Annotated in this window: 9 protein-coding genes; 6 read left to right on the plus strand and 3 right to left on the minus strand. The window is 33.1% G+C overall.

The genetic code is table 11. From position 1 onward, the window contains the following. Positions 1–490: 490 nt before the first annotated feature. The 5 genes from C8C83_RS19960 (at position 491) to C8C83_RS19980 (ending at position 9,068) form a co-directional block, all read left to right on the plus strand. Complete coding sequence (locus tag C8C83_RS19960) at positions 491–3,367, plus strand: TonB-dependent receptor (protein ID WP_121330329.1); 2,877 nt, start codon at positions 491–493, stop codon at positions 3,365–3,367. A 155-nt stretch (positions 3,368–3,522) separates the two neighbouring features. Further along, entirely contained in the window at positions 3,523–4,803 is a 1,281-nt protein-coding gene (locus tag C8C83_RS19965; RefSeq protein ID WP_165877250.1) for a DUF5690 family protein, read from the plus strand. A 309-nt stretch (positions 4,804–5,112) separates the two neighbouring features. Next, on the plus strand, positions 5,113–6,270 hold the full coding sequence (locus C8C83_RS19970; protein ID WP_121330331.1) for a TIGR03364 family FAD-dependent oxidoreductase: 1,158 nt from the start codon (positions 5,113–5,115) through the stop codon (positions 6,268–6,270). A 261-nt stretch (positions 6,271–6,531) separates the two neighbouring features. Continuing rightward, entirely contained in the window at positions 6,532–7,212 is a 681-nt protein-coding gene (locus tag C8C83_RS19975; RefSeq protein ID WP_121330332.1) for a phosphonatase-like hydrolase, read from the plus strand. Between the two features lie 173 nt (positions 7,213–7,385). After that, positions 7,386–9,068, plus strand: coding sequence for a DUF4983 domain-containing protein (locus C8C83_RS19980; protein ID WP_121330333.1), 1,683 nt, complete (start codon positions 7,386–7,388; stop codon positions 9,066–9,068). 370 nt (positions 9,069–9,438) lie between these two features. On the opposite strand, the gene C8C83_RS19985 is transcribed toward C8C83_RS19980, so the two are convergent. The 3 genes from C8C83_RS19985 to C8C83_RS19995 form a co-directional block, all read right to left on the minus strand. After that, the gene (locus C8C83_RS19985; protein WP_121330334.1) at positions 9,439–10,023 is read right to left on the minus strand and encodes an XRE family transcriptional regulator; all 585 of its coding nucleotides are present in this window, start codon (positions 10,021–10,023) and stop codon (positions 9,439–9,441) included. 154 nt (positions 10,024–10,177) lie between these two features. Further along, positions 10,178–10,810: a hypothetical protein gene (locus C8C83_RS19990; protein ID WP_121330335.1), complete on the minus strand. Its 633-nt coding sequence runs from the start codon at positions 10,808–10,810 to the stop codon at positions 10,178–10,180. A gap of 3 nt (positions 10,811–10,813) precedes the next feature. After that, positions 10,814–11,665, minus strand: a complete 852-nt coding sequence (locus C8C83_RS19995) for a hypothetical protein (RefSeq protein WP_132011869.1) — start codon at positions 11,663–11,665, stop codon at positions 10,814–10,816. 322 nt (positions 11,666–11,987) lie between these two features. Between C8C83_RS19995 and C8C83_RS20000 the strand changes: the two genes are divergently transcribed. After that, entirely contained in the window at positions 11,988–12,422 is a 435-nt protein-coding gene (locus C8C83_RS20000; RefSeq protein ID WP_121330337.1) for a carboxymuconolactone decarboxylase family protein, read from the plus strand. The last annotated feature ends 56 nt before the right edge of the window (positions 12,423–12,478 follow it).

The raw sequence follows: 12,478 nt of genomic DNA on the forward strand, positions 1-12,478 counted from the left end.
GGAGTATTGCCTATAAACATTATAAAATATTGAGTAATAATTTCGATAAAAGAATATCTCGGAGAGATTAAATGTTGGTAGAACATAAAACAGAAACCATATCAAATTGTCCCGTAGGGACTAAACACAAATTTGGCGTTCATAATATAATGTTTGTTCAATAACTCAAATTAGTAAAATATAACTCAAAAAGTTTACTATTTATAAACAAGGTCACAATTTCAAAATAGAATTGTTAAGGAATGTTTGCTTCGAAAACGTTTTCTGTTTTGTGTAAAATAAGCATCAAAATGCGTTGTTTCTCTCGAATTTAAAGAAGTTTTTAAATCATTTTCAAGCCTTTACAGTTTTTAGTTTTTACAAATCCTTAACAATCGAGGTGCTTAAATTTGCTTTTCTTTAACAATTACATAATTTTCATTTATTTACTATTTATAAAAATCATTGTTTATTTGCTTCAATAAATTTAATATTTGTAAACAAATTAACCATGAAAACAATTTACAAGGCAATTTTTATTTTTTCGGTTGCACTTTTTGCGCAGAACGTGACGGCGCAAAAAGCAACCATAAGCGGAACTGTTACCGACTCACAATCTCCTTTGCCGGGAGCAACTATTATTTTATCTAACAATCAAAAAGCAACAACTGATTTCAGCGGTTATTTTACGATTCAGGATGTTAGATCTGGTAGTTTAGAATTACAAATCGCCTATATAGGATATGAAACAAAAAATATAAAAGTAGAAGTAAAAGACAATCAACGTGTTAGTTTAGGAATAATTCGTTTAGAAACCAATTCAAAAGAATTAAGCGAAGTAGTTGTAAGCGGAATGAGCCAAAGAAATAGTGAAGCAAGAGCGCTGAACATGCAAAAGAAATCAATGAGCATTGTAAATGTAATTGCGGCTGACGGAATAGGAAAGCTTCCGGATCGTAATGCTGCCGAAACGGTTCAGCGTATGCCTGGAGTTTCTATCGAAAGAGATCAGGGTGAGGGACGTTTCGTTTCAGTGAGAGGTTTGCCGCCATTTTGGTCTTCAACAACAATCAACGGTAACAGAATTCCAACTGCCGAAGAAGAAACCACTTCGAGAGCTACTGCATTTGACTTTTTCCCGTCTGATCTTATTGCTTATGTTGAAGCTACAAAAGCACTTACGCCAGATATGGATGGCGATGCAATTGGCGGAAGCGTGAATTTTACGACACAAACAGCGCCAACAAAAAGAACTATCAAAGCAAGTATTTTTAGCGGATACAATCAAAAATCGGATAAAGGAATTTATAGTGGATCACTAACTATTGGTGACAAAAGTAAAAACGGAAAGTTTGGTTACATTATTAATGGAACTTATTGGGACAGAAACTGGGCAACAGACAATTATGAAGCCAGAAGAAACGGAGATCAGGGAGTTTACAGATTAGAATTAAGAGATTACACAGGGATTAGAAAAACGACGGGTTTAAATGCAGCGATGGAATTTAATCCTTCATCTAGAGATAAAATTTTCCTGAAAGCAACTTACGGAGGACTTTCTGATACTGAAACACATTACAAACACAGAATCAGATTTGACAAATTCAACAGCACTACAAATGCTTTAACGGTTGAACAACAAGATATTCACAACGAATTGATGACGCAATTTCTTGGTCTTGATTTAGGTGGGAAACATCAATTGGCAAACGGAACTTTAGACTGGAGTCTGGCTTCCTACAGAAACAGATTCAAATACGGAAATATTCCAAATGCAGAAGACAACAGTTATTTTTTAATTCAATTTAATCAAACAGGAGTTGGCGTTAAACCTGAATATTTAAACACTGTTCCTGTTGCATCTGGCGGAGCTGGCGGACCAAGAGCATATTGGGCTGCTGATGGCGGAAAGCTTGATCCGAATAATCCAAAATCGATATTTGATTTTTATTCAGATCCAAATTTTAAAACAGATCCAACAAAGATGAAGTTTTCTACTTTGGAATTGTATAAAATCAGCATTGTAGAAAGAGACAATATTATTGCTGCGGTAAACTACGAGCACAATTTTAACGAAAGTCTGAAAATGAAGTTTGGTGCGAAATTAACTGACAAAGATCGTATCGCCACTTTTAGAGACGAATATTACAATTGGACAGGATCTCCAACACCATTTTTGTCAAATTATGGTTCAGATTTGATTAATCAGCCGGGTGGAACAGATTATATGAGACGTGAAACAGGAACTAATATAGGAAACACTTTTGGACCTGTTTTATCTGGAAACGGAATGAACAATTTATATAATTCGGCGCAAGGAAGTTTGGTTCTAAACCCAACAGATTCTCAAATTCCTGAATTAGGAAAAGGATTAGGAAGAAACTTTAATGTTGGCGAAACTACATCTTCAGGTTATGCAATGGCAACGTATTCAATATCTGATAAATGGACCGTTTTAGGAGGAGTTAGAGTTACCAATACAATCACACAAGTTACGGGTAAAACAGTAGAAAATAACGTGGTTGTTGATGCCGAAAACACAAAAACATATACATCAGTTTTACCAATGTTACACGTTAAATATACGCCAATTGAGAATTTAAACCTTCGTTTTGCGACAACAAGAACATTTGCAAGACCAAACTTTGGTGACATTTCTCCAGCGGGATCTTTGAACACAATTGATGGCGAATATGCGGGAGGAAATCCAAATTTGAATCCTACTTATTCCTGGAATTTTGATTTATTGGGAGAATATTTCCTGGATGAAGTTGGTGTAATCAACGCCGGAGTTTTCTATAAATCAATTACAGATCCAATTTTTGACGACACTTATCAAGGTACAATAAACGGAATTCCGAATATCGAAATCAGTTCGCCTACAAATGGTGGTAACGCATGGATTGGCGGAGTTGAATTTGGAATCACAAAAAGATTTAGCTTCTTGCCAGGATTCCTGAAATATTTTGGAACTCAGATCAATGCAACTTTCATGAATTCTGAAATGACTTTAGGGGAAAACACAAATAATCCAAACGGAAGAAAAGTGTCAACTCCGTATCAGGCAAAAGAATTATACAACCTGCAATTGTTCTACGAAACAGGCAAACTTAACGTGAGAGCAGCATTCAACCATAAAGGTGCATACGCTATAAGTTTTGATGCAAATGCCAAGAATACAGATATGAATGACATTTATTACGGTAAATATAATTCACTTGATTTCTCAGCTTCTTATAAAGTAGGAACGCATTTTACAATTTTCAGTGATGTAAATAACGTTTTGAATGAGCCATTAATGTATCATTTTGGAGAAACACCAAACCGACCAAAACAGGTAGAATATTATGGTGCAAAATTCAATCTTGGTTTAAAATATAATTTATAGACAACTATAAGTTAACTCGTTGGATGTTGGCAGGTTTTATTTTTACAGTTTATTTTTTTTGAACCAACCCCATCCAGCGAGTTTCTAAAAACTATAGAGAAACACACATTTAAACTTTACAACCACACAACTATTACGCTAAATCTCAAGAACTAATGTCTAAAAAAGCATCTAATTTCAGGTTTATATTAAAAACATCCATCGCGGCATTTGGTACTTATTTTTGTATGTATGCGTTCCGTAAACCCTTTACTGTAGCGACATTTGACCATATGTCTTTTTGGGGAATTGACTATAAGATCTTGTTGATTCTGGCTCAGGTTTTAGGATATACACTTTCAAAATTTTTAGGAATCAAGATTATATCCGAATTAAAATCAGCAAAAAGGACTTTGTATTTAATCAGTTTTATAGCGATTTCTGAGTTGGCTTTATTAGGATTTGCATTAGTTCCCGCGCCATACAATATTCTGTTTTTATTCATAAACGGATTGCCTTTGGGAATGATCTGGGGAATTGTTTTCTCTTATATCGAAGGAAGAAAAACTACCGAATTATTAGGCGTTATTCTTTGTTCGAGTTTTATAGTTTCTTCCGGAGCAGCAAAATCCGTTGGAGTATTTGTCTTGACGGTTTTGGGATGCAATGAGTTTTGGATGCCTTTTGTATCGGGTTTATTATTTATAATTCCGTTAATCGTATTTTCATTGTTTTTGGAGAAAATCCCAAATCCGGATAGCGAAGATTTAGCTTTAAAATCAAAACGAAAACCACTCAGCAAAAAAGAACGCGCGTCATTATTTCAACAATTTGCATTTCCGTTAACGGTAATAATTATATTCTACGCAATGCTTACCGCAATGAGAGAATTCAGGGATAATTTTGCCAGAGAATTATGGGATACATTAGGGTATAAAGAAAGCATTTCGATTTATATGTATTCAGAAGTTCCTATTGCGATTTCAGTTCTTGTTATTTTAGGATTTTTAGGAAGCATGAAAAACAATTACAAAGCCTTCAAAAACTATCATTTAGTATTGTTTTTAGGTTCATTGCTTATTGGAGCAACAACATTTTTGTTTCAAAAGCATTTAATGGCGCCACTTCCGTGGATGATGATCTCTGGTTTTGGAATGTACGTTTGTTATATTCCGTTTAATGGTTTGTTTTTTGACCGAATGATCGCCACTTATAAAATAGACGGAAACACAGGATTTTTAATTTATATAGCTGATGCTTTTGGCTATTTAGGAAGCGTTTTGGTTTTGTTTTTCAAGAATTTCGGAGACAAAAACATTTCCTTATTAAGCTTTTTTACCACTTGTATTTATCTGTTATCCTTTGTTGGGATAATAACAACTATAATGTCGTTTAATTATTTTAAAAGGAAATTCAAGAAAACATCAAAAATTAGTACAACACCTTTATACACTTGAAATAAAGGGAAATAATAGAATAAAATGAAAAATAAATATAGCTATCCGTGACGAATACCAAACTAAGATAATATAAAAAAGTTTGCCACGACCCGAGCGATAGCGAACAGGCGAAGCAATTTCTCAAATTACCCCGAATTATTTTGACTGTATAGATTAATAATTTACATAAATCTGTGCAATTTTTGGCTGGTTTTTAAACATTTTCAAAATAAAAATTAGAGAAAATTCGAGAAATTGGTGGCAAAAAAACAAATTCGGTACTCTTTGAGGATTGTCATAAAAAACAAATTACACAAACACAAACACATGAAAGAGAAACATGATTTAATAATCGTTGGTTCAGGCGTTTTAGGTACATTTCATGCCTATCACGCTTTACTAAAAGGAATGTCAGTTGCCATTCTTGAAAAAAACAGCAAACCCGAAGGCGCGACAGTTAGAAATTTTGGTCAGGTTGTACCTTCCGGAATGGACAGAAAGTGGCAGAACTTCGGAAAAGAAAGTTTAAATATTTACAAAGATATTCAGTTACAATTTGATATTAATCTTCGTCAAAACGGAACGGTATATTTAGCTTCAAACGAAGAAGAAATGCAGCTAATAGAAGAGTTGCATCAAATAAATATAGCAAATGATTACGAATCAAATTTGCTGACAAAAGAGCAATGTCTGGCAAAATACGCCGGATTACGTTCTGATTATTGTACAGGAGGATTATTTTTTCCGCAAGAAGTAACCGTTGAACCTGCAACAATGATTCATAAACTGCATCAATATATGACCGCAAATTTAGGTCTTGATTTACATATGAATACCACGGTTTTGAATACCGAAAACATAAATAATGAAGTAATTGCAACCACTTCAGCAGGATTAGAATACAAAGCTTCAAAAATTATTATTTGTAACGGAAGCGATTTCAAAATACTGTATCCTGAAATTTATAACAATAGCGATTTGGTAGTTTCTAAACTTCAGATGTTGCAAACAAAACCGCAGCATAATTACAAATTAGACGGTTCTATTTTAACAGGATTAACGATTAGAAGATACGAATCTTTTGAAGAATGTAAATCTTACGCAGCAATCAAAGCAAAAGAAAATCCGGATAGTTTTGAGAAAAAATATGGCGTTCATATTTTATTCAAACAAGCTTTGGACGGATCTGTAATTCTGGGAGATTCGCACGAATATGCTGCTGCAAAAGATATAGATTCTCTGGGATTTGATTTGAATATGGACATCGATAATTTTATGATTGAAGAAGCCAAAAAGATAATTGACTTACCAACTTACGAAATCCAAAACAGATGGTTCGGAATGTATTCGCAATGTAAAACCAAAGATATTTTTGAACATACAATTGGCGAAAATATTCACATCATAACCGGAATAGGAGGAAAGGGAATGACCGGAAGCGCAGGATTTGCAAAACATAACATCGATAAAATTTTTAACGCATAGTTTTTTTAGCCACAGATTAAAATGATTAAAAAAAATCTGCTCACCCGAGCGATAGCGAACAGGCGAAGCAATCTGCCAAATCTGCGAGAGAAAAAACTTAAAGGCTAGAGAAAAAATCTGCAAAATCTGCGTGAAAAATATAGACACAGATTTTCAAAATTAAAAATAATATTTGAACCATTAAGAGATTAAGAAAAGTTAAGCTCAGCTTTTTAATATAACTTAATTTCTTAATGGTGAAAAAACACAAATACACACAAAATGAAAATTAATGAAATTGAAATGGTTGTTTTTGACATGGCCGGAACAACAATAAATGAACAAAATATAGTCTATAAATCACTACATAAATCCATCAATAAATTCGGAATTGATGTTTCTCTTGAATTGGTGCTTTCGTTAGGAGCAGGAAAAGAAAAACATCAGGCGATAAAAGATATTTTAAAACATATCAATATAACTGACACCAATAAATCGGAGGAGATATTTGAATATTTTAAAGAAACATTAGACCAGGAATATCTTACGGCTAAAGTTTTACCTATCGAAGGAGTTGAAAATGTACTTGAAAATCTTAAAAAAGACGGCGTAAAAGTAGTTTTAAATACAGGATATAGCAGTCATGTTGCGAATACATTATTAGAGAAATTAAACTGGAAAAAAGACCATCAGTTCGATGCCTTAATCACAGCTGACGATGTAGAATTAGGACGTCCGTTTCCGGATATGATACACAAAGCAATGCAATTATTCGAAATCAAAGACGCTTCAAAAGTACTGAAAGCAGGAGATTCGGCAATTGACATCGAAGAAGGCAAAAATGCTAAATGCGGAATCACAATTGGTGTTTTATCCGGAGCACAAACAAGATCACAACTCGAAGAAGCAAAACCGGATTACATCTTGGATTCTCTTGCTTCGTTGTACAGCATTATGAATTAATTTTTTTGCCACAAATTTCACGAATCAACACGAATTAATTAGTGAAAATTAGCGCAATTCGTGGCAAACATTTTAATCTAAACAATAATAAACTAATTAGTTAAAATAAAAATCCCTGCAGGAAATAGTTTTACAAGTAAATCAATAGTAACCCATTAAAACAATTCAACCCAATGAAAAAGATTTTTAGATTAAGTTACATTACAATTCTTGCAAGTGCACTTTTAGTGACTTCCTGTACTAATGAACCAATGCTTACGAGTGATGAAAGTTCAGTAAATGCAAAGACTATTTTAAAAACAGGCAAATCAGCTTTAAGCGGCGGTACTAAAAAGCTGCTTATTATAGGAATCGATGGCTGTCGCGGAGATGCATTAATGGGCGCAAACACACCAAATGTTCATGCTTTATTGCCAAACTCAGTATATAGTTTAGATGCTTTGACCGAAGCGCCAACCTGGAGCGGAAACGGCTGGTCGACAATGCTTAGCGGAGTAACTCATTTGAAACATGGCGTTACAGACAATTCATTTTCAAGTCCAAATTTTGGAACTTATCCAAGTTTTTTAAAACGTCTTGAAACCTATAACGCTGCTTTAAATACAATGTCAATCGTGCATTGGGCGCCAATAAACACTTATATCGTTGACGGAATTGATGTAGAAAAAACTTTAACTACAGATTTAGCTGTTAAAAATGAAGTTGTAACGGCATTAACAAACGACAATCCAGACGCTTTATTTCTGCATTTTGATGATGTAGATCACGCGGGTCACAGTTATGGATTTTCGCTTAATGTGTCTCAATACAAAGCTGCAATCGAAACTACAGACGGTTATATTGGTGAAATCTTAACCGCATTAAAAAACAGACCAAATTATGCCAATGAAGATTGGTTGGTAATTGTAGCGCCGGATCATGGCGGAATCGTTACAGGTTCGACAGGATCGCACGGAGGAACATCTTATGAGGAAAGAAATATTTTTACAATCTTCAATAATAAGAATTTCACATCGACTAAAATCGAAAAACCGGTTGATCCTACGACATCAATCACAGGTAAATTCGCAAATTTTAATTCGAATAGTATTTATGCTTCAACAAATAATGCTTTATACAATTTAGGAAATTCAAGTTTTACAGTTGAGTGCAGAGTAAAAACTTCCGGTTATTCAAGTGATCCTTCATTAGTTTCAAACAAAAATTGGGTAAGTGGCAAAAACCGCGGATTTGTGATTTGTGCTAATACTGGCGGAACCTGGAAAGTAAATATTGGAGATACTCAAAATCGCGTTGATATTTCAGGAGGTTCAATCAACGATGGAAAATGGCATCATTTGACAATGGTTGTTGATCGCACGGCAAAATTGGTAAAAACGTATCAAGATGGCGCTTTTGTGGGACAAGCAGCAATTGTTAGCACTTTTGGAAGTTTGACTTCTGGTTTGCCTTTTGCAGTTGGACAAGACGGAACTTTGACATACGGTGCAAACGTAAACGGAAATATTGCCGAGGTTCGCGTTTGGAATAAGGCTTTGTCTGAAGCTTCAATTCTTAATTATACGTGTGCGTCTGTGACAAGTTCTCATCCTGATTATGCAAATCTTATTGGATATTGGAAAGGCGATAACGGTTTAGGAAATAGTTTTACAGATTCCAGCTCGCAACATATTAATCTTGCTTTTCCAAATACGCCAACATGGACTACAAGTACAGCTACTTTAAAATGCGGAACTGCAACTGGAGTAGTTCCTAAAATGGTAGATATCGCATATTCTTCGTTGTCATGGTTTGGAGTGCCAATCAATTCGGCTTGGTCGCTGGATGGACGCTCTTGGCTTCCGGCAGGAAATTAAAACAGTTTGTGTTTTTTGTTTTTAAAAGGTTATCTCTATTTTGGAGGTAGCCTTTTACTTGTTTAAGCGTTAAATTTTATCGTGTTTTTTTACCGCAAAGACGCAAAGTTTTTTTGTTTCGGATTGTGGTTAGTAAACGCAAAGTTCGCAAAGCTAGATCAACACAAAGCTTTGCGAACTTTGCGTAAACCTTTGCGGCTTTTAACCGCAAAGAACGCAAAGTTTTTTTGTTTCGGATTGTGGTTAGTAAACGCAAAGTTCGCAAAGCTAGATCAACACAAAGCTTTGCGAACTTTGCGCAAAACCTTTGCTGACTTTGCGGTAAAAATACGCGGTAAAAATACGCGGTTAAATTTTAGAGTTATGCAGACTAACTATTACTTTCAGAGTAAAAGTAAAGTACCAGCATTACACAATTTTCTGTAGTTCTGTTTTCAGGTACGTGCGGATGTCTTCCGTTGAAACATAACGAATCGCCTTCGTTTACGATAACTTCAACGTCGTCAATAAGATACGTTACGCTTCCTTTTATGATATATTTAAATTCCCAGGCATCTGTAATTACTTTTTCGCGTTTACAATTGGGTTCAACGTCAAGAATTACGGCTTCAAAACCTATAGAATTTATGCTTTTACTAAAGATATGATAGTAATTAAAACCGGTAGTTTCGGCTTTGTCTTCTTTTTCTATTTTTTGGTAATCTTCTTTTTTAATATGAATGTATTTGGCATTTTTGGTATTTTCAACGCCTTCAAAAAAGTAACTTACATCAGTATTCAGAGATTGTATCAATTCGATTAAAACAGGCAGAGAAGGAATTGTTCTTCCGTTTTCGATTCTGGAAATCAAACCATTACTAACGCCAGCCATGTTGGCAACTTCATGAATAGTTAGCGAATTTTTCTTTCTAATTTCTTTTAATCTTTTTCCAATACCAATTAAAAAATCTTCCATAATAAAAACTTCGGTTTAAATGGTAAATATATACAATTAGCCGTGAAATCTTTTAAGATATTAATCGAAGAAAAATTTTATCAGGAATAAACAATTCAGAGCAATATATTTCAGGATTTTCTAATGAAAGATAAAAACAGGAAGAATTAGACAATTAATCTTGTTGCATAATGGGCATAAAACTATGAAAATAAGGATGTAATGCCCAATCGAAATATTTAGAATCAAAAGAAGCTAAAAATTCATCTGCGCTCTGATAATCATCGTCATAAATATATATGTCGCTTACATCATTATTTCTATGATAAGAAACACTTAAAAAATGACTTTCATATTCTGGCCTTTTATAAATATTTGGATCTCCATAAAAGTATTTGCGTTTATTGTCTATTTCACTGGTTTCTAAATCTATTGTACATGACGCAATTAACAGATTATCAGTATTGAAAACTTTGATTCCGCTTCTGTTTAGTTCTCCTTTTTTGTAAAAATGATATTCCCAACAAGTATCTCCTAAACTATTTTGTTGTTTATTATAGAAAAAGCTCCAATAATTACCAGTAGATTTATGTTGATTAACAATTGTTTGCAAATCTTCATCGGCAGATAAGTAATATTCTCCTCCTCGTAAAATAATTTCATTAGTTCTTCCTTTGGGACCATAATCTTCAACTAATTTCAATTCATCATTATTGAAAAATTCTTTTGAGTAGAATTTTAAATCTGATACTTTTTGCTCCGGAATATAATTACCATCAAAATCTTTGTATTTTATGTTTGAAGTCATTTTTTAAGGATTTAGAAACTTTAATACTTTAAGAGTTATTCCTAATTTGTATAGATTATGACCGGGACCTTCCAGGAAATTCCATGAAATTATGAAATAAAACAAAGCGGTTGGCAAGCTACAAATAAGAACAAAGGTCTCTATGTTTAACTTTGGCTTTCCGACTTTTTCTATAAAATCCTTCTTCCAACTTTTATAATATAACAAGCAATAAAAGCCAGATAAACTTATCATAATAGATCCTACAATAGAAACAGGAATTATTATTCTCGCAACATCTAACGAAGGTACAATTATGAAGAAAAAAAGAAAAGATGTTATAAATAAAACCAGCGACAATATAAATACAAATTTATTTTGTTTAGAGTAGGTTTTTAATTCAATGTCTGAAATTTCGCTTTCAGTCGTTTCAAATACTGTACTAGATTCTGTAGAATTTATTTCTTGTCGATTTTCAGATCTTTCAACTTGATTGTCTTGATAAACTTTAGTACCATTTAATGGCGGAGTTAATAAAAAATCACGCCAACCAATAACTATTTCTTTGAAGTCTTCTGTAGGAAGTTCATAAACAATTTTAGTATCATCATAAAGTTCAACTCTATTATGATAAATCATAATGCTTACATTTTCACTTGAGTTACTTTCTTGATAGTTTCTATCTAAAAGAGCAGTTTCTATATCAGGCAATAAATTCTCGTTGATTTCCTGAGGATTTGACCATTCGTATAAAAATAAATTGAGATAGTTATTTTTAGTATTGGGTTGCTTGGTTATTTTCGTTTGATAATTATTTAATTGTTCCGTTGAGTTGACAAAATTAATCTGATAACGGTTTATTAGATTTTCATTCATATTATAGATCATAATTTAAACTTGAATAAGTCAATTTTATAAATCAACTCTTTGAATTATTCTTTAATCACGTAATACAAATATCGTTGAATTTGCATCATTATGTATTGATATTAAAACTAAAATTAAAAAAGAAAAGTAGAAAAGCTTTTATAAGGTTTACATTTTTAAAAGAGAGATTCATTTGTTATCTGGGCTGGTATTTATTTGAAAATTGGCATATTTTACATCCAGATTACTGTTGTAGATTTGTATTGTAAAATATTAATAAACAATATTTTAGTTTTAAAAGAAAGGATTAATAATATAAAAATTTATAAAAATGCAAACAAGAATTCACATTGACAAAGTAGAACCAGCAGGATACAGCGCTATTCTGGGACTTGAAAAATTCATTGAAAGCACATCATTGACAAGAACGCATAAAGAATTGATTAAAATTAGAGCATCACAAATAAATGGTTGTGCTTTTTGTATCAATATGCACACCAAAGATGCTCGTAAAGCGGGTGAAACAGAACAACGTATTTATGCTTTGAATGCATGGCGCGAAACACCGTTTTTTACAGACGAAGAAAGAGCAATATTAGCTTTAACTGAAGAAATTACTTTGATTAGCAATCATGTAAAAGATGAAACGTATGAAGCCGCGGCTAAAGTTTTGGATGAAAAATATCTGGCTCAGGTAATTTTGGCTATTATTACAATTAATGCCTGGAATAGAATTGGTATCGCAACAAATCTTATTCCTGCTTAAGTAACGCTGAAATAATATAGAAAAAAGGATTTAAAGCTTTAATAATAAGGCTTTAA

This window comes from Flavobacterium sp. 90 (assembly GCF_004339525.1).
GTDB lineage: Bacteria > Bacteroidota > Bacteroidia > Flavobacteriales > Flavobacteriaceae > Flavobacterium.

Bases quoted from the DNA above. Each gene is read 5' to 3' on its own strand.
- C8C83_RS20000 (WP_121330337.1), top strand. From the start codon at position 11,988: ATGCAAACAAGAATTCACATTGACAAAGTAGAACCAGCAGGATACAGC.
- C8C83_RS19975 (WP_121330332.1), top strand. From the start codon at position 6,532: ATGAAAATTAATGAAATTGAAATGGTTGTTTTTGACATGGCCGGAACA.
- C8C83_RS19990 (WP_121330335.1), bottom strand. From the start codon at position 10,810: ATGACTTCAAACATAAAATACAAAGATTTTGATGGTAATTATATTCCG.
- C8C83_RS19985 (WP_121330334.1), bottom strand. From the start codon at position 10,023: ATGGAAGATTTTTTAATTGGTATTGGAAAAAGATTAAAAGAAATTAGA.
- C8C83_RS19960 (WP_121330329.1), top strand. From the start codon at position 491: ATGAAAACAATTTACAAGGCAATTTTTATTTTTTCGGTTGCACTTTTT.
- C8C83_RS19970 (WP_121330331.1), top strand. From the start codon at position 5,113: ATGAAAGAGAAACATGATTTAATAATCGTTGGTTCAGGCGTTTTAGGT.
- C8C83_RS19965 (WP_165877250.1), top strand. From the start codon at position 3,523: ATGTCTAAAAAAGCATCTAATTTCAGGTTTATATTAAAAACATCCATC.
- C8C83_RS19980 (WP_121330333.1), top strand. From the start codon at position 7,386: ATGAAAAAGATTTTTAGATTAAGTTACATTACAATTCTTGCAAGTGCA.
- C8C83_RS19995 (WP_132011869.1), bottom strand. From the start codon at position 11,665: ATGAATGAAAATCTAATAAACCGTTATCAGATTAATTTTGTCAACTCA.